This is a genomic window from Cellulomonas marina (assembly GCF_900111925.1).
GTDB classification, from domain to species: domain Bacteria; phylum Actinomycetota; class Actinomycetes; order Actinomycetales; family Cellulomonadaceae; genus Cellulomonas; species Cellulomonas marina.
In genome coordinates this window covers 165,735-182,693 of record NZ_FOKA01000006.1, presented here as the reverse complement: position 1 = coordinate 182,693, position 16,959 = coordinate 165,735, and the positions used below count along the sequence as shown (strand labels likewise).

The 16,959-nt window shown below is 75.6% G+C and carries 18 protein-coding genes and 1 pseudogene; 14 read left to right on the top strand and 5 right to left on the bottom strand.

Annotated elements, in window-relative coordinates:
• Position 1: 1 nt before the first annotated feature.
• A complete protein-coding gene (locus tag BM048_RS08630) occupies positions 2-1,546 on the bottom strand; it encodes an MFS transporter (protein ID WP_239078920.1) in 1,545 nt (514 codons plus the stop codon).
• Positions 1,547-1,622: 76 nt separating this feature from the next.
• The gene (locus BM048_RS08625; RefSeq protein WP_090032372.1) at positions 1,623-1,913 is read right to left on the bottom strand and encodes a hypothetical protein; all 291 of its coding nucleotides are present in this window, start codon (positions 1,911-1,913) and stop codon (positions 1,623-1,625) included.
• A 120-nt stretch (positions 1,914-2,033) separates the two neighbouring features.
• Here BM048_RS08625 and BM048_RS08620 point away from each other — a divergent pair, with 120 nt between their 5' ends.
• The 7 genes from BM048_RS08620 to BM048_RS08590 all read left to right on the top strand — a co-directional run bounded on the left by BM048_RS08620 (position 2,034) and on the right by BM048_RS08590 (position 7,524).
• On the top strand, positions 2,034-2,903 hold the full coding sequence (locus BM048_RS08620) for a class II aldolase/adducin family protein (RefSeq protein ID WP_090032371.1): 870 nt from the start codon (positions 2,034-2,036) through the stop codon (positions 2,901-2,903).
• 63 nt (positions 2,904-2,966) lie between these two features.
• Positions 2,967-3,260, top strand: coding sequence for a hypothetical protein (locus BM048_RS08615; protein WP_090032369.1), 294 nt, complete (start codon positions 2,967-2,969; stop codon positions 3,258-3,260).
• Between the two features lie 133 nt (positions 3,261-3,393).
• The gene (locus BM048_RS08610) at positions 3,394-4,116 is read left to right on the top strand and encodes an AIM24 family protein (protein WP_090032368.1); all 723 of its coding nucleotides are present in this window, start codon (positions 3,394-3,396) and stop codon (positions 4,114-4,116) included.
• Between the two features lie 172 nt (positions 4,117-4,288).
• Positions 4,289-5,134, top strand: coding sequence for a DUF4397 domain-containing protein (locus BM048_RS08605; protein ID WP_090032366.1), 846 nt, complete (start codon positions 4,289-4,291; stop codon positions 5,132-5,134).
• The gene (locus tag BM048_RS08600) at positions 5,131-5,928 is read left to right on the top strand and encodes a class F sortase (protein ID WP_090032365.1); all 798 of its coding nucleotides are present in this window, start codon (positions 5,131-5,133) and stop codon (positions 5,926-5,928) included. Before BM048_RS08605 ends, BM048_RS08600 begins: the two co-directional genes overlap by 4 nt.
• A 92-nt stretch (positions 5,929-6,020) precedes the next feature.
• Positions 6,021-6,629, top strand: a complete 609-nt coding sequence (locus BM048_RS08595) for an RNA polymerase sigma factor (protein WP_308439529.1) — start codon at positions 6,021-6,023, stop codon at positions 6,627-6,629.
• Positions 6,616-7,524, top strand: a complete 909-nt coding sequence (locus BM048_RS08590; RefSeq protein WP_239078919.1) for an anti-sigma factor — start codon at positions 6,616-6,618, stop codon at positions 7,522-7,524. The genes BM048_RS08595 and BM048_RS08590 overlap by 14 nt, the downstream gene beginning before the upstream one ends.
• A 43-nt stretch (positions 7,525-7,567) precedes the next feature.
• Here BM048_RS08590 and BM048_RS08585 read toward each other — a convergent pair whose 3' ends face one another.
• Together BM048_RS08585 and BM048_RS08580 are read right to left on the bottom strand one after the other, a co-directional pair.
• Entirely contained in the window at positions 7,568-8,455 is an 888-nt protein-coding gene (locus BM048_RS08585) for a GGDEF domain-containing protein (protein WP_139224373.1), read from the bottom strand.
• 77 nt (positions 8,456-8,532) lie between these two features.
• Positions 8,533-9,357 (bottom strand): GAF and ANTAR domain-containing protein, encoded by an 825-nt coding sequence (locus BM048_RS08580; protein WP_090032362.1) that lies wholly within the window; start codon positions 9,355-9,357, stop codon positions 8,533-8,535.
• Positions 9,358-9,594: 237 nt separating this feature from the next.
• Between BM048_RS08580 and BM048_RS08575 the strand changes: the two genes are divergently transcribed.
• The 6 genes and pseudogenes from BM048_RS08575 to BM048_RS08540 all read left to right on the top strand — a co-directional run bounded on the left by BM048_RS08575 (position 9,595) and on the right by BM048_RS08540 (position 14,917).
• A complete protein-coding gene (locus BM048_RS08575; RefSeq protein WP_175499399.1) occupies positions 9,595-10,413 on the top strand; it encodes an ANTAR domain-containing protein in 819 nt (272 codons plus the stop codon).
• 9 nt (positions 10,414-10,422) lie between these two features.
• A pseudogene (locus BM048_RS08570) lies at positions 10,423-10,948 on the top strand (aldo/keto reductase).
• A gap of 2 nt (positions 10,949-10,950) precedes the next feature.
• A complete protein-coding gene (locus BM048_RS08565) occupies positions 10,951-11,961 on the top strand; it encodes an aldo/keto reductase family protein (protein ID WP_090032360.1) in 1,011 nt (336 codons plus the stop codon).
• 203 nt (positions 11,962-12,164) lie between these two features.
• A complete protein-coding gene (locus BM048_RS08560; RefSeq protein WP_090032359.1) occupies positions 12,165-12,953 on the top strand; it encodes a hypothetical protein in 789 nt (262 codons plus the stop codon).
• Between the two features lie 865 nt (positions 12,954-13,818).
• On the top strand, positions 13,819-14,007 hold the full coding sequence (locus BM048_RS08545; RefSeq protein WP_090032356.1) for a hypothetical protein: 189 nt from the start codon (positions 13,819-13,821) through the stop codon (positions 14,005-14,007).
• A gap of 73 nt (positions 14,008-14,080) precedes the next feature.
• Entirely contained in the window at positions 14,081-14,917 is an 837-nt protein-coding gene (locus tag BM048_RS08540) for a hypothetical protein (protein WP_090032354.1), read from the top strand.
• Positions 14,918-14,987: 70 nt separating this feature from the next.
• Here BM048_RS08540 and BM048_RS08535 read toward each other — a convergent pair whose 3' ends face one another.
• Positions 14,988-15,287 (bottom strand): hypothetical protein, encoded by a 300-nt coding sequence (locus BM048_RS08535; protein WP_090032485.1) that lies wholly within the window; start codon positions 15,285-15,287, stop codon positions 14,988-14,990.
• 151 nt (positions 15,288-15,438) lie between these two features.
• On the opposite strand from BM048_RS08535, the gene BM048_RS08530 reads away from it, so the two are divergent.
• On the top strand, positions 15,439-16,800 hold the full coding sequence (locus BM048_RS08530; RefSeq protein ID WP_239078918.1) for an APC family permease: 1,362 nt from the start codon (positions 15,439-15,441) through the stop codon (positions 16,798-16,800).
• Positions 16,801-16,959 lie beyond the last annotated feature (159 nt).

Below are 16,959 nucleotides of genomic sequence, written 5' to 3'. Positions count from 1 at the left end.
CTCAGCGCCCGGCGCCACCGGCCGCGCGGGGCGTCCCGCGGGCCCCGGTCGGCTCCGACGGTTCCCGCCGGCGTCGCAGGTCCACGAGCCCCACGACGAGGGCCAGGGCCGTCAGCGCCAGCGTCGCGCGCAAGCCGTGCGCGGCGCCGGTGGCCTGGTCCCCGCCCGCGGACCCCGAGAAGTACAGCGCGCCGACCAGCGCGATGCCCGCGGCCGTCCCCAGGCGCTGACCCGTCTGCAGCACCCCGCCCGCGGCCCCGGCCTGCGCCACCGGCACCTGCGCGAGCGTGATCGTCTGGTTGGGCGAGATGACCAGCCCGGAGCCCAGCCCCGCGACGAGCAGCGGCGCGACGAGGTACCACCCCGTCGCGCGGGACGTCCCGGCCACGGCGACGACGACGTCGGTGACCGCCAGCCCCGCCACGACGAGCACGAGCCCGGCGACGACGACGCGCCGCCCGTGCCGTGCGACGAGCCGCCCGCCGACCGTCGACATCACCGCCGACCCCACGGCGAACGGCGTGATCGCCACGCCGGCCTGCAGCGGCGAGTACCCCAGCCCGTTCTGGAAGTAGAGCGTCAGCACGAAGAAGATGCCGGTGAACCCCGAGAAGTACGTCAGCGCCAGGACCGCACCCGGCGTGTAGCCCGGCGTGCGGAACAGGTCGAGCCGCACCATCGGCGTCCGGCCGCGGGCGGTGACGCGCCGCTCCCACAGGACGAACGCGACGAGCAGCACGACGCCGCCGGCCAGCAGCGCGAGGTCGACGGCCTCCCACTCCTCCGAGACGAGCGGCCACAGCAGCCCGACGACCCCGCCGCCCAGCAGCAGGGCGCCGACGGGGTCCAGGTCGGAGACGGGGCCGGGGTCGGTCCGCCGGCCCAGGTAACGCAGCGACAGCGCGATCGCGAGGGCGCCGACCGGCAGGTTCACCAGGAAGATCCACCGCCACCCCTGCTCCGGGCCGAGCAGGGCGATGAGCGCCCCGCCGAGCACGGGCCCGATGGCGGTCGAGATGCCGATGACCGTGCCGAGCCGACCGAAGGCGCGCCCCCGCTCGGCACCGCGGAACAGCTGCTGGATGAGCCCGGACACCTGCGGGTTGATGATGCCGCCGCCGACGCCCTGGACCAGCCGCGCGACGACGAGCCAGGCCGCACTCTGCGCCAGCCCCGCGCCGAGGCTGGCGACCGTGAACACCGCCACGCCGAGGACGAACACCGACCTGCGGCCGCGCGCGTCGCCGAGCCGCCCGGCCGCGACGAGCACGAGCCCGAACGTCAGCGCGTAGCCCGACACGACCCACTGCAGCGCGGCGTCGGAGGCGTCCAGGGCGTCGCGGATGGACGGGAGCGCGACGTTGACGATGCTGACGTCCAGCAGGGTCATGAAGCCGGCGGTGAGGCAGACGCTCAACGCCTTCCACCGGCGCGGGTCCTGCCCGTCGTCGGCGCCGCCCTCCGGGCCGGCGCCCGTCTCCGGGCCCGCGTCCGCCGGACGTCCCGTGCCCGCCGCGTCCCCCGTCGTCGCCCGTTCACCGCTCACCGCGCGGACACTACGTCCGGGCACCGACGGCCGCGCGGCGCGCCCCCCGCGCCGGCAGGGGGCGATCCGTGACAGGTCAGCGCAGCGGCTCCCAGCGGCTCCCCCAGCGGCGGGTGACCCGGCTGGTCTCGACGTCGACGAGGGTGCCGACGTGCTCGACGACCGCGCGGCCGACGAACGCCGCCGTCGGGTCGTCGGGCGCCTCGTACCGGACCGTGAGCACGGGACGACCGCGCACGACGTCGACCGTCCCCGCCTCGACGGCGGTGTGGCGGCGGCCCTCGTCGAGCGCCGCGGGCAGGACCGCGGCCGGGTCGACGCCCGCCCGCAGGAGCCCGGGGACGAGACGGACGCGGTACGACGGCACGCCGCCAGCCTGCCAGGTCGTCCCAGGACCTTGGCCCCGGGAGCCACGACCGACCGCCGCCGACACTGGTCTTGGAACGATTCACACGACGAGCTCGACCCCACCGAGACGAGGACGACCATGACCACCACCGCCGCCGCACGCACCGCAGCGCACGCCGCCGGCCCCGCCGACCACCCGCCCTTCCCGACGCTCGACGAGCTGCTCGCGAGCATGGGCGCGGCCGGCGCGCGCATCTGCGAGATCGACGCCTCCGAGGCCGGGGCGGGGAACATCTCCGTCTACGCGGGCTGGGACCTCGAGGTCCGACGCCGGTTCCCGTTGGCGGCCGAGATGGAGCTGCCGCTTCCCGCGCCGGCGCTGGCCGGGCGGACCGTCCTGGTCACCGGCTCGGGCCGCCGGCTGCGGCAGATCCACGAGGACCCCGAGGCGAACGTCGCGGCGGTGCGGATCCACGAGGGGGGGCTGACCGCTACGGTGCACACCTCGCCGCGGCGGCTGTTCGAGCGGCTGACGAGCGAGTTCAACTCCCACCTCGGCGTGCACCAGGACCAGGTCGCGCGCCGCCGGCTGACGTACCAGGCCGTCGTGCACGCCCAGCCGGTCCACCTGACCTACCTGTCCCACGTGCCGGCGTACCGCGACACCGCCGCCATGAACGCGCGGATCCTGCGGTGGGAGCCCGAGACCGTCGTCAGCCTGTCCGACGGCGTGGGCGTGCTGCCGTTCATGGTCCCCGGATCGGCCGAGCTCATGGCGGCCAACGTCGCCGGCCTGCGCGACCACGAGGTCGTCCTGTGGAGCAAGCACGGCGTCATGGCACGGTCGGACCTGTCCGTGACGCGCGCGGTGGACCGCATCGAGTACGCCGAGACCGGGGCGCGCTACGAGTACATGGACCTCGTCGCCGGCGGCCGCGCCGAGGGCCTGACGCGCGAGGAGATCGGCCGCGTCGCGGACGAGTTCGGCATCGTCTCGCCCTGGGTCTGAACGGCCCCCTGCCGGCCCGTCGTCCCGCTCGCGCCCGCGCGCGAGCGGGGGTAGGCAGGAGGCATGTCGACCACACCTGAGCACGCACCCGAGCACGCCGCCGCGGACGCCACCTCCGACGGGCCGGTCCCCGGCGCCGCCGACTCCGACTACGTCGAGTCCCTCGTCGGCGACGACGACGGCGCCGACGTCGGCGACGCCTCCGACACCGCCGGCGCGGCCACCGCCGACTCCGTCCTGGGGCCGGACGACGAGGAGGACACCCCCGTGGCCGGCACCGGGGACGGCGTCGTCCCCGTCGCCGGCCAGGCGCCGCCCGCGGGGCCGGCGAACCCGGGTGCCTTCGGCCCCCGCTGACGTCCTCGCCGACCAGCCGCCGACGACGCCGTCCCGCACCGGCGGGACCTCCCGTCGGGCTGCGGCCGCTCAGTAGAGTGCGGCCGCAGCCGCTGCGCGCTGCGACGACGCGGTCACGAGGGGACGGACGACGATGGCCATCCACGGCAGCCTGTTCAGCGACTTCCGGGAGACGGGGTCGCAGGACCCGTTCGCGCTGCAGGGCAAGAAGATGCTCAAGGTCCAGATGGGCTACGGGCCCGTCTGGGCGCGCACGGGGTCGATGGTCGCCTACCAGGGCGACATCCGGTTCGAGAACCGCGGCTCCGGCGGCCTCGGGCGCATGTTCAAGCAGGCGATGACGGGTGAGGGCATCGACCTCATGCAGTGCACGGGGCACGGGGAGCTGTTCGTCGCCGACGAGGCCGCCGACGTGCAGGTGCTCTACCTCGAGAACGACGCCATCTCCGTCAACGGCGCGAACGTGCTGGCGTTCTCGTCGTCGGTGGAGTGGGACATCCACCGGGTGGCGGCCCGGGGCGCCGCGACGGCCGGCAACCTCTACAACGTCGCGCTGCGCGGCACGGGGTACGTGGCCGTCACGACGAAGGGCGAGCCGGTCGCCCTGGACGTCGCGAGCGCCCCGACGTTCGCCGACGCCCAGGCCGTCGTGCTGTGGACCGCGGGCGTGACGATGGACGTGCGCATCGACACCGGCGGGTTGAAGTCCATGCTCCGCGGCGGCACCGGGGAGACGTTCCAGATGGCGTTCGGCGGGCAGGGGTACGTCCTCGTGCAGCCCAGCGAGTCGGTCACCGACGGCGCGGGCCAGGCCACGGGCGGCGGCGGCGGGCTCGGCGGCTTCCTCAACGGCTGACGCGAGGCCACCGGCGGTCGACCAGGGGCGCGGGCCCGGCCCGCGCCCCTGAGGCGTCCCTGAGGACGGGCACCGACGGGCGGGCACCCGGTGCATCCGGGGACGGGTCCGGCGCGGAAGAGGGGGTGTCAGCACCGCGACGGCACCCGCCGTCCGATCCCGGAGGAACACCATGCGACACCCGCTGCGCACCCCCGTCCTCACCGGCGCCGCCCTGGGCCTGCTCGGCCCCGTGGCCCTGGCCGCACCCGCGCTCGCCGCGGACGCGGACAGCGCCGACCTGTACGTGCTGCACGGCGTCCCCGACACCACCGTGGACGTCTACGTCAACGGTGAGCGCACGCTCGACGACTTCACGCCGGGCACGCTCACCGGGCCGCTCGACCTGCCGACGGGCACGTACACGGTGGCCATCACCGCGGCTGACGCCGCCGACGCCTCGGCCCCCGTCATCGGTCCGGTCGACCTCAGCCTCACCGCCGGCAACAGCTACACCGCGGTGGCGCACCTGAAGGAGGACGGGTCGCCGACGGCCACCCTGTTCACCAACGACATCTCCAGCACGGACGCCGGCCAGGGCCGCCTCACGGTCCGGCACACGGCGGCCGCCCCGGCCGTCGACATCCTGGCCGGGGGCTCGCCGGTGCTCGAGGACGTGACGAACCCGAACGAGGGCTCGCTCGACCTGCCGGCCGGCACGGTGAGCGCCGCGGTGGCGCTCGCGGGCACCACCGCGCCCGTGATCGGCCCGGCGGACGTCCCCGTGCAGGACGGCACGCTCACCGTCGTCTACGCCTGGGGCAGCGCGTCCGCCGGCAACCTGCAGCTCGCCGTGCAGAACATCGGCGGCCTGCACTCCGCTCCGAGCGGCGTCGACAGCGGGCAGGCGGGCCTCGTCGCGGACGACGCCACGTCGACGGGTGGCGTCGCCGCCGGTGCCGCCGCGCTCGTCGCCCTCGCCGGGGTGGCGGCCCTGGGCCTGCGTCGCCGCACCGCGCGCGTGACCGCGGGCCGATGAGCCGGCGCCGTCCGGGGCGCCCCCGCACCGCCCGGCGACCCTCCCAGCCCTCCCGGCGGCGCCGCGCCGCCCTGGCGCTCCTCGTCGCCCCCGCCCTGGCCGTCCTGGTCGGGTGCGGTCCGGCGGCGACGGGTGCCGACGGCGCGACGCCGGGCACGACGGGAGCGGCGGGGGACGCGGGTGCGGCGGGTGCCCCGGGCGGCCCGTCACCGTCCGCCGCACCCGACGGGGCCGCGGCGGACGCCGCCGGTGCCGGCGACGGATCCGGGACCGGGACCGGCACCGGCGCGGCGGCAGGGCTGCCGATGCTGCCGACCCGTCCCGAGGACGTCGTCGTGGCGGCACCCGTCCCGCCGGTGCGGCTCCTCGTCGGGGCCGCCGGCATCGACATGCCGGTGGAGGCCGTCGGCGTGGACGCCGACGGCACCATGGAGATCCCCGCGAGCGCGGGCACGGCCGGGTGGTACCGGTTCGGGCCCGCGCCCGCCGGGGGTGCCGGCTCGGTGGTCGTCGCCGCCCACGTCGACACGGTCGCGGACGGCATCGGGCCGTTCGCGCGGCTGCGCGACCTCGGGCCCGGCGACGTCGTCGAGCTCGCCGACGAGGCCGGCACCACCCACCGCTACGCGGTGACCGCGGTCGAGCAGGTGGCCAAGACGGCCCTGCCCGCCGACGCGCTGTTCGCCCGCGACGGGGCCCCGCGCCTCGTCCTCATCACCTGCGGCGGACCGTTCGACAGGACGACGGGCTCGTACCGTGACAACGTCCTCGTCGAGGCCGACCGCCTGCCGTGAGAGCGCCCGGTGCCGTCGTGACGGCACCCCGCCCGCACGGCGCGGCCGCGGCCTCCCGGACCGCGACGCCGCACCGAGAGGACCACCGCCCCGTGAGCACCCACCGGGCCCCCGACGACCCCGCCGGCGGCGACGATCCCGACGACCGGCCCGACGACCGGCCCGACGACCACGCGCTGGGCCGCGCCTTCGCCGCCGGCGACGAGACGGCGCTGGCGGAGGCCTACCGGCGCTGGTCCGCCCTCGTCCACACCCTCGCGCTGCGCTCGCTCGGCGACGCCACCGACGCGGAGGACGTCACGCAGCGCACCTTCGTCTCGGCGTGGACCGGACGCGGCTCGTTCGACCCCGGCGCCGGGGCCCTGCCCGGCTGGCTCGTCGGGATCGCCCGGCACCGCATCGCCGACGTCCACGCCGCCCGGGCCCGCGTGCGCGCCCTCGAGGAGCAGCTCGCGGCCGGCACCCCGGCCGGGTCGGAGGTCGTCGAGACGGACCTCACCGACCGGCTCGTCGTCGCCGACGAGATCGCCCGGCTGGCGCCGGACGCCCGCCGCGTGATCCACCTCGCCTTCTACGACGGCCTCACGCACGTGCAGATCGCCGACCGGACGGGCCTGCCGCTCGGTACGGTCAAGTCCCTCATCCACCGGAGCCTCGCCCGGCTGCGCACGCGACTGGAGGTGACCGGTGCCCTCCGCTGACCGCCCCACCGGCGCCGACCGTCCGGCCGACCGGCACCTCGACCCCGAGACCCTCGCCCTGCTCGCGCTCGGGGAGGCCCCGCCCGACGACGACGCCGCCGCGCACCTCGTCGCGTGCCCGGGCTGCCGCGACGAGGTGGCCGACCTCGGCGCGACCGTGTCCGTCGGGCGCGCGACCGTGCACGAGGGGGAGCTCGTCGCCCCGCCCGCCCGCGTCTGGGACCGCATCTCCGCCGAGCTCGGCCTGCAGGACGTGCCGGCCGCGCCCACGGACGTCGTCACGGCTCCGCGTCCCCTGCCGGCCGAGGCCACCCGCGCGCCCGTCGTCGACCCGGTCCACGACAGCGCCCACAACCCTGCCCATGACAGCGCTCACGACACCGCCCACGACCCCGCCCGCACGGCCCGGACCGCGTCCACCCGGCCCCCCGGCCGGCGTCCCGCGGGCGGCGCGCGCCCGCGACGGGGCCGGCGCACCTGGCTGGCCGCGGTGGCCGGGGTGGCGGCGGTCGCGCTCGGCGGCGTGGTGGCGACCCGTGCCCTCACCCCCGACGCACCGCCCCCGCTGGCCAGCGCGGAGCTGGCGGCGTTCCCGGACTGGCCGGGGGCTGCGGGCCACGCGACCCTCGTCGACGAGGACGGCCGGCGCGTGCTGTCCGTCACCCTCGACGTGGACGTGCCCGCGAGCGACTACCGCGAGGTGTGGCTCCTCGCCGCGGACGGCAGCGGGCTGGTCAGCCTCGGGGTGCTCGACGACGCCGAGGGCACGTTCGCGGTGCCCGACGACCTCGACCTGGCCGTGTACGCGCTCGTCGACGTCAGCGACGAGCCCACCGACGGGGACCCCGGCCACTCGGGCGACTCCATCGTGCGGGGGGAGCTGCTGCCGGCCTGACGGCCGGGTGCCGCCGGCGGTACGGGCCCCGGCCGGGCGGGCCTCAGACCCGGGTGGCCTTGCGCTCGTAGAGCCGGCGGTCGGCCACCCGGACCAGGCCGTCCGGCTCGAGCGAGAGGCCCGTCCACGCCGCGCCGAGACTGAGGGTCACCGCCGTGCGGGTCCCGTCGGGGAGGACCTGCCCGACGACGGCGGCCTCGAGCCGGTCGGCGACGGCGGCGGCCGTCGGCTCGTCGACGTCCTCGCACAGCACGAGGAACTCGTCGCCGCCCCAGCGCGCCACCACGTCCCCGGCCCGGACGGCGCCGATCAGGTCGGCCGACACCGCCCGGAGCACGGCGTCGCCGGCCGCGTGGCCGTGGGTGTCGTTGACCTCCTTGAACCCGTCGAGGTCGCCCAGGAGCACGAGGACACCGGCGTCGGAGCGCGGCAGCCGGCGCATGGCCCGCTCGAGGTGCTCGACCGCGAGCCGACGGTTGGGCAGGCCGGTGAGGTCGTCGTGCCCGGCGAGGTGCTCCAGCCGCTGCAGCAGCCGCCGCTCGCTGCTGACGTCCCGGTACTGCGCGACGACGAGGTCCTCCCCCACCGAGGTCAGGTACGCGGTGAGGGTCCGGCCGCGCAGGGCGGGGTCGAGGGGGTCGCCGTCGAAGACCACCTCGTGCACCGCCTGCCCGCCGGTGCCGACGAGCTCCAGCATCGCGGGCAGGAGCACGGCGTCGTCGCCGTAGGTCTCCTTCACGAGGAGCCCCGTCACGGGGCGGCCGGCGATGCGCTCGAGCGCCCGGTTGACCCACGCGAAGCGCAGGTCCACCGGCCGCCCGGCCGGGTCCCGCACCGCCTCGTGCACGACGAGGCCGTCCTCCGGGTGGTCCGCCATGGCGGCGCCGACAGCCGCCAGGACGTGCGCAGGTGGTGCCCCCCGACCGGTCACCGGCCGATCGTCCCACCCCGGCACGCGGGGTCGCGGCCGCTGTGGGGCGCATCACACGGTGCGGCGGCGGGCGCGGCTCAGGTGCCGAACCGCCCCGGCCGTGGCTCCTGGCCCGTCGTCGACCGGATGAGCTCGGCCGCCACGTCCGTGAGGCGGCGGTTGCGGGACTGGCTGGCGGTCCGCAGCACCGCGAACGCCTCCTCCGCGGTGCACCGGCGCCGCGCCATGACGATGCCGAGCGCCTGGTCGATGAGGCTGCGCGACTGCATGGCGTCGTGGAGCTGGTCGACGAGGTCCCCCTGCCGGGCCTGCCGCACCGCGAGGGAGACCACCGCCTGCGCCCGGCCCGCGAAGTCGCTCAGCCGGCCGGCGAGGTCTCCCCCGAACAGCCCGGGCTCCCGGCCGTAGGCGTTGAGCGCCCCCACCGTGCTCGACCCCTCGACCAGGGGGAAGGAGATGCTGCTGCGCACGCCGTGGGCGACGGCATGCACCGGGTAGCCGTCCCACCGCGTCTCGGTGGCCATGCCCTCCACGACGAGGACGACGCCGTTCTCCAGGCACTCGAGACACGGGCCCGTCCCCAGCCCGTACTGGATCTCGTCGACGGCCGACGCCAACGGGTCGCTCGTCGCCGCGGTGAGCGGGTGGCCCTGCCGCCGCACCGTGATCCCGCAGGCCGCGATGCCGGGATCGACCCGCGCGGCCAGCCGGACGAGCTCCTTGAGGGCCGCGGGCAAGGAGGTGCTGTCGAGCAGGATCTCGAGCAGCTCCGCCGGGCGCTCACCCGCTCCCCCCGTCCCGTCGTGCGTCCCGTCGTGCGTCTCGTCGTGCGTCTCGTCGTGCGTCTCGTCGTGCGTCTCGTCGTGCGTCTCGTCGTGCGCCGGTCCGGCGCTGCTCGTCATGTGTCCCGCCTCCCCGCGACGGCTCGGGCCGCGGCTGCTCCTCGTGCACAGGAACGGACGGGGGACCGTCGCGTGGCGCCCGCGGCGAGCACCACGGTACGCGCGGGGCCTAGTCTCGGTCGCGGTTGGGGAACAGCCACCGGTCCTGACCCGCTCCGCGGGGGACCTGTACCTCCGTGGACCCCGGCCGTGCCGGCGGTGCCGGGGGTCGTCACCCCCCCACGCGAAGGACCGGCCGTGGTCATCCTCCTCCCCCCCACCGCGCTCGCCGAGGCCTGTCTCCGGGTGGTGGCGCTCCCCCGGTGCACGACCAGCACGCACGCGGTCCTCGCCGGGGCGGCGCGCGTCGTACTGGCGACCGTGCCCGGCGCGGCCGCCGTCAGCGTGCAGCTCGGTCGTGCGGCCGAGCCCGCCGAGATCGCCGCCACCTCGCCCACGGCCGCCCAGGTCGACGGCTGGCAGATCCAGACGGGCGAGGGCCCGTGCGTACAGGCCTCCGACACCGCGACGACGGTGCTCACCGCCGACCTGCGCGACGACGCCCGCTGGCCCCGGCTCGCGCGCCGCGCCGGGAGCGCAGCGGCCCCGGCGGTCCTCTCGGCTCCCGTGCTCGACGAGGGGGTCGTCGTCGGCGGCGTCAACGTGTACGGGGGTGCGGTCGGCGCCTTCGGGGACGAGCACGCGGCCGTGGTCGTCACCCTGGCCGCGGCGGTCGCCTCCGCCGTGGCGCACGCGCAGGCGCTCGCGGACGGGCACGCGCTGGCCGACCAGCTGCGCCAGGCGCTGGTCTCCCGTGCCGTCATCGACCAGGCCAAGGGCATCGTCGTCGCGCACCGCGGCGGGACGCCGTACGAGGCCTTCGCCTTCCTGTCCGCGCTCAGCCAGCACCGCAACGTCAAGCTGCGGGACCTCGCCCGGGACCTCGTCGAGCAGGGCGCGCTGACGGTCGGTGCCCGCGCGACGGGACTGCTCCGGGACGCGGCGGGGCCGCGGCCGGGCGACGAGGGCGGCGGCCGCGGGGCCCAGCGCGGGCGGGAGTCCCGCTCGTCGCGTTGACTGACGAGCATGGAGCACCGCTACCTCGGCAGGTCCGGGCTGAAGATCTCGGAGATCACGTACGGCAACTGGCTCACGCACGGCTCGCAGGTGGAGAACGACACGGCGACGGCGTGCGTCCGGGCCGCGCTCGACGCCGGCATCTCGACCTTCGACACCGCCGACGTCTACGCCAACACCGTGGCCGAGACCGTGCTCGGCGAGGCGCTGAAGGGACGACAAGGGGGGCGCGAAGATGATCAGCCGTTTCATGTCCGACGAGACCCTCGCGGCCGTGCAGGAGCTGACGCCGGTCGCCGACGACCTGGGCCTGTCCATGGCGCAGCTCGCGATCGCCTGGGTGCTGCAGAACGAGAACGTCGCGACGGCGATCATCGGCGCCTCGCGCCCGGAGCAGGTCCACGACAACGTGCAGGCGGCCGGCGTCACGATCCCGGCCGACGCGATGGAGCGGATCGACGCCGCGCTCGCCGGGGTCGTCGAGCGCGACCCCGCCAAGACCCACGACAGCTCACCGACGACACGGGAGGCATGACCATGGAGTTCCGCTACCTGGGCGCCTCGGGGATGAAGATCTCCGAGATCACCTACGGCAACTGGCTCACGCACGGCTCGCAGGTGGAGAACGACACCGCGACGCGGTGCGTGCGCGCGGCGCTCGACGCCGGGATCACCACGTTCGACACCGCGGACGTCTACGCCAACACGAAGGCGGAGACCGTCCTCGGCGAGGCGCTGAAGGGCGAGCGCCGGCAGTCGCTGGAGATCTTCACGAAGGTCTACTGGCCGACGGGCCCGGGCGGTCACAACGACGTCGGGCTGTCCCGCAAGCACATCCTCGAGTCCATCGACGGGTCCCTGCAGCGGCTGCAGACGGACTACGTCGACCTCTACCAGGCGCACCGGTACGACACGGAGACGCCGCTGGAGGAGACGATGCAGGCGTTCGCCGACGTCGTCCGGCAGGGCAAGGCCCTCTACATCGGCGTCAGCGAGTGGACCGCGGAGCAGCTGCGGGCTGGGCACGCGCTGGCGAAGGAGCTCGGCGTGCAGCTCATCTCCAGCCAGCCGCAGTACTCCATGCTCTGGCGGGTCATCGAGGACGAGGTCGTGCCGGCCTCGCGCGAGCTCGGGGTGTCGCAGATCGTCTGGTCGCCCGTCGCGCAGGGCGTGCTCACCGGTAAGTACAAGCCCGGCCAGGAGCCGCCGGCCGGGTCGCGCGCCACCGACGAGAAGGGCGGCGCGAACATGATCAAGCGGTTCATGAACGACACCGTCCTCGAGCGCGTCCAGCGCCTGCAGCCCGTCGCCGACGAGCTGGGGCTCAGCATGGCGCAGCTCGCGGTGGCCTGGGTGCTGCAGAACGACAACGTCGCCGCCGCGCTCATCGGCGCGTCCCGCCCCGAGCAGGTCGAGGAGAACGTCAAGGCCGCCGGCGTCACCATCCCGCCGGAGCTCCTGTCCCGCATCGACGAGGCCCTGGGCGACGTCGTCGAGCGCGACCCGGGCAAGACCGCCGAGACGGCCCCGCAGAAGCGCCCCGTGTGATCGGCACCGGCGGGACGGGACCCCGACCCGCGCGGGCCCCCTCCGGGGTCTGAGGTCCCGTCCCGCCCCGTCGGAGGGGTGACGTCAGCCCTCCGCCGGGGTTTTCACCCGGCGGAGGACTGTCGTGGCGTGGTGGCGGGCCGCCACCATTCCGCGGGGGCGCGGACAGGCCGTTCCCCCTGCTCACCCCGGGAAAGGCCCCCATGTCGCGTCGCACCACCGCCCTCATCCTCTCCACCGCGCTCGCCGGCGCGGCCCTGGCCGCCACGGCCCCCGCCGCCGTCGCGGCGCCCGCCATCGCGAGCGAGCTCCACGTGGGCGAGACCCTGCGTGTCGGGGAGAACCTGTCCGTCGAGGGCGAGCTCGCCGACTCGCACCTGGAGATGCAGACCGACGGCAACGTCGTGCTCTACGTCAACGACGGCAGCGGCGACGTCGCGCTGTGGCAGAGCGGCACCGCGGGCCACCCGGGCGCCTACCTCGTCATGCAGACCGACGGCAACGCCGTCGTCTACGCGGGCGACAACGGCCCCGCGCTCTGGCAGTCCGGCACGTACGGCAACCCGAACGCCTACCTGGTGCTCCAGGGCGACGCGAACGCGGTCATCTACGGCAACGGCGGTGCCAAGTGGCAGTCCGGCACGTACATCAGCACCGACCTGCCGAACGTGCTCTTCACGGGCGAGGTGCTGGCCTCGGGTGAGGAGCTCGTCAGCCCGAGCGGCACCGTGACCCTGGCGATGCAGCGCGACGGGAACCTCGTCGCGTACGCCAACGGCCGCGCCTTCTGGTCGGCCGGCATCAAGACCCGACCCGGCGCCTACGCCGTGCTCCAGAGCGACAACAACTTCGTCGTCTACACCGCGGACGGCACGCGGGCGCTCTGGCAGTCGCGCACCTCGGCACCCGGCGTCGACGGCGCTGTGGTCGTGTACGACGACGGCGTCACGGTCGAGACGGTCGACGAGTACCTGTGGGTCATCGAGCCCTGACATCCCCTGCCGCCTGCGCGGCGTCACCACGCGGCCGGTCTGCGAACGCTCCTGGCGTTCGCGGGCCGGCCGTCGTCGTCCCGGAGACGAGGGGCGGGCCGAGACGGGATCGTGATGCGGAACCGCCTCCGACCAGCGTCGACACCTGCCAGGATCGCGGCACCAGGGGCGGGTGTTCCGCCCCGGTCAGCACCGCAGGGGGATCCACCGATGCACCTCCGCCGTACTCTCTCCACCGTCACGACCACGGCCCTCGCGGCGGCCGTGCTCGCCGGCACCGCACCGGCCGCCACCGCCGCCGCAGGCGGGCCCGAGCTCCTCACCGGCGAGCAGCTCACGGCCGGCCAGAGCCTGACGGCTCCTGGGACCGGGTCGCTGGACGGGACGACCTTCGAGCTGGCGATGCAGACCGACGGCAACGTCGTGCTGTACGTCAAGGACCCCTCCGGCGAGTACGCGCTGTGGACGTCGGGCACCGAGGGGAACCCCGGCGCGCGCCTCGTGCAGCAGCCGGACGGCAACGCGGTGGTCTACGCCGCCGACGGCCGCGCCCTGTGGCAGTCCGGCACCTACGGCCGGTCCGGTGCGCGGCTCGTGGTGCAGGGCGACGGCAACGTCGTGCTGTACGCCGGGACCGCCGCCGCCTGGCAGTCGCGGACCTACGTCGTCGTCAACAGTTTGGCCGCCGGCGAGGACCTGCAGCCCGGGGAGGTGCTGCCCTCGTCCGACGAGCGGTACCGCCTCGTCATGCAGGGGGACGGCAACCTCGTCGCGTACGGCCCCACGGGGCGCGCGTACTGGTCGTCGGGCACCCAGGGCCACGCCGGGGCGTACGCCGTCATGCAGGAGGGACGGCAACTTCGTCGTGTACCGCGCCGACGGGGCGGCCGCCCTGTGGTCCTCGGGCACGTCGGGCAGCGAGGGGGCCTTCCTCTGGTACTGGGAGGGCGGGACGCTCACGGTCCTGGGCAGCGAGCCGTCCACAGGCACGAACTTCACCGCCGTCTGGCTGGTGCCCGGCCTCGAGCCGCTGCCCGAGATCGGCGACCTGTGACGGGTCCCCTCGCCCAACCACCGACCCCCGACCGACACATCGTCCGACGCACCGACCGCAGGGAGACGACCGCATGTCCGCACGACGCACCCTGTCCGCCCTCGCCGCCGCGGGCCTGGCGGCCGCCACGCTCGCCGTGGCGGCGCCCGCCGCGACCGCCGCACCGCCCGGCCCGGAGCTGCTCGCCGGGGAGACCCTGTCCGCCGGGCAGAGCCTGTCCGCCACGTACGCCGAGGAGCCGGAGGCGACCTTCGAGCTCGCCATGCAGACCGACGGCAACCTCGTGCTCTACGTCAAGGCCGCCGGCGCCGAGCTCGCCCTCTGGTCGTCGGGGACCGAGGGCCACCCGGGCGCGCGGCTCGTCCAGCAGGGCGACGGCAACGCCGTCGTCTACACCGCCGACGGGCGTGCGCTGTGGCAGTCCGGCACCTTCGACCGGGCCGGCGCGCGCCTCGTCGTGCAGGGGGACGGCAACGTCGTCGTCTACGCCGGGACCACGCCGACGTGGCAGTCCGGGACGTACCTCGTGCGCAGCCTGCTGGTCCCCGGCGAGGGGCTCCTGCCGGGCGAGGACCTCGTCTCCTACGACCGGCAGTACCGCGTCGTCATGCAGGAGGACGGCAACCTCGTCGGGTACACGCCCGAGGGCCGCGCGTACTGGCACACCGGGACGGCCGGCCACCCGGGCGCCGCGCTCGTGCTGCAGGAGGACGGCAACCTGGTCGTCTACGCCGCGGACGGGTCCGCGCTGTGGTCCTCCGGGACGGCGGACCAGCAGGTCGAGGCGCTGAACCTGTACCCGGGCGGCTGGCTCGTGCTCTTCGGCGCCGAGTTCGCCACGGTGCCGTGGCTGGTCGAGGGACCCGGGCCGGCCCCGGTCGACGGCGACCTCGGGTCGTTCGGCTTCTGACGGGTGCGGGAGGGGTCGGTCCGGGTGAACCGACCCCTCCTGCGCGTCCGGGACCGGCCGTGGGCGTGCGTCACGGGCGCGGGTCCACCCGCCGCCACGGCTTCTCGTCGCGGCGGGCGCCGGTGCCGGCGGCGCAGCGGCGGCAGACCGAGGTGACCGCGTCGGCGTCGCGACCGGTGCCGGGCTGGGCGTCGGCCCAGGTGACGTGCGGGAAGCGCAGCAGCCCCTGCCGGCTGAGCTGGAGGCCGCACACGGTGGCGTTCGTGCCCCGCTCCCACGCGTGGACCTCGCCCGACGGCATGCGCACGCCGTCGGGGTCCGTCCACGTCCCCGCAGAGGCCACCGCCGCGCCGCTCACCGTGCGCGCCATCGGACCAGCGTGCCCCAGCACCGGCCCCGGGCGCGCGGTGACCGTGCCGCCGATCACCGGCCACGCGCGCCGCCCGCTGCCCCCCGCCCGCATGCTGGAGACGCGCACCCTTCCGCGCGCGCACAGCGCACGCACGGGTGACAGTGGGACCGTGACCACGACCTCGCCCAGCGGAGCGACCGCGAGCTCCGCCCCCCAGCAGGGACCCGGCCTGCGCCGCGCGGTGTCCGGCAGGCTCCTGTTCCTCTTCATCCTCGGGGACGTCCTCGGCGCCGGCGTCTACGCCCTCGTGGGCGAGATGGCGGGCACCGCGGGCGGCTTCGTCTGGCTCGCGTTCCTCGTCGCGCTGCTCATGGCGCTGCTCACCGCGGGCTCCTACGCCGAGCTCGTGACGAAGTACCCGCACGCCGGCGGCTCGGCCGTGTTCGCCGAGCGGGCGTACCGCAGCCCGCTCGTCGCGTTCCTCGTCGGGTTCGCCATGCTCGCCGCCGGGGTGGTCAGCGCCGCGGGCCTCGCGCTGGCGTTCGCGGGCGACTACCTCGGGGCGCTGCTGGAGCTGCCGGCGGTGCCGACCGCGCTGGTCTTCCTCGCGCTCGTCGCGCTGCTCAACGCGCGCGGCGTGAAGGAGTCGCTGCGGGCGAACATGGTGATGACGGCGATCGAGGTCTCGGGCCTGCTCGTGGTCGTCGTGGTCGGGTTCCTCGTGCTCGGGCGCGGGGACGGCGACCTGTCGCGGCTCGTGGAGACGCCGGCCGGCACGGGTGCCGCCGCCGCGGTGCTCGCGACCGCGCTCGTCGCGTTCTACTCCTTCGTCGGCTTCGAGACCTCGGCCAACATGGCCGAGGAGGTCGAGGACGTCTCGCGCGTGTACCCGAGGGCCCTCTTCGGGTCGCTGGCGGTCGCCGGCCTCGTCTACCTCCTGGTCGGGGCCGTCGCGCCGGCCGTCGTCGCCCCCGCGGACCTGGCCGACTCCTCGGCGCCGCTGCTCGAGGTGGTGCGGGCCTTCGGGTCCGTCCCCGACGCCCTGTTCTCCCTCATCGCCCTCATCGCGGTGGCGAACGGCGCGCTCCTGACGATGATCATGGCCAGCCGGCTCGCCTACGGGATGGCCGAGCGGGGTCTGCTGCCGTCGCCGCTGTCCCGCGTGCTCCCGCAGCGGCGCACGCCGTGGGTGGCCATCGTCGTCACGACCCTCGTCGCCATGGTGCTCGCCGCGACGGGCGAGCTCATCGACCTCGCGTCGACCGTGGTGCTGCTGCTGCTCTTCGTCTTCCTGTCCACCAACGTCGCCGTGCTGGTGCTGCGCAAGGACCGCGTGGACCACGAGCACTTCCGCGTCCCGGCCGTGGTCCCGGTGCTCGCCATCGTCTCGTGCCTGGTGCTGCTCAACCAGCAGGAGGCGAGCCACTGGGCCCTGGCCGGTGGGCTCCTCGCGGTCGGCGTCGTGCTGCACCTCCTGACGCGGCGCAAGGCCGCCACGCCGCTGCCCGGGGGTTCGCGCACGGACCGCTGACGCGGTCGGCGCGCTGCCGACCACCGCTCGCCGCGGCACTGCCGACGCCGGTTCACCCTCAGGGGTGAGCCGGCGTCGCTGTGCAACGCCGGTGCGGCCGATCGGGAAGCGCTTGCCATCCGGTCCGACCGCGCCTAGCGTCGAGGGCACCAGGGTCCA

Coding starts and splice junctions, on each gene's coding strand:
- BM048_RS08620 (WP_090032371.1), top strand. CDS start 2,034: ATGACCACCACCGCCGCCGCACGCACCGCAGCGCACGCCGCCGGCCCC.
- BM048_RS08615 (WP_090032369.1), top strand. CDS start 2,967: ATGTCGACCACACCTGAGCACGCACCCGAGCACGCCGCCGCGGACGCC.
- BM048_RS08610 (WP_090032368.1), top strand. CDS start 3,394: ATGGCCATCCACGGCAGCCTGTTCAGCGACTTCCGGGAGACGGGGTCG.
- BM048_RS08605 (WP_090032366.1), top strand. CDS start 4,289: ATGCGACACCCGCTGCGCACCCCCGTCCTCACCGGCGCCGCCCTGGGC.
- BM048_RS08600 (WP_090032365.1), top strand. CDS start 5,131: ATGAGCCGGCGCCGTCCGGGGCGCCCCCGCACCGCCCGGCGACCCTCC.
- BM048_RS08580 (WP_090032362.1), bottom strand. CDS start 9,357: ATGACGAGCAGCGCCGGACCGGCGCACGACGAGACGCACGACGAGACG.
- BM048_RS08565 (WP_090032360.1), top strand. CDS start 10,951: ATGGAGTTCCGCTACCTGGGCGCCTCGGGGATGAAGATCTCCGAGATC.
- BM048_RS08560 (WP_090032359.1), top strand. CDS start 12,165: ATGTCGCGTCGCACCACCGCCCTCATCCTCTCCACCGCGCTCGCCGGC.
- BM048_RS08540 (WP_090032354.1), top strand. CDS start 14,081: ATGTCCGCACGACGCACCCTGTCCGCCCTCGCCGCCGCGGGCCTGGCG.
- BM048_RS08535 (WP_090032485.1), bottom strand. CDS start 15,287: ATGGCGCGCACGGTGAGCGGCGCGGCGGTGGCCTCTGCGGGGACGTGG.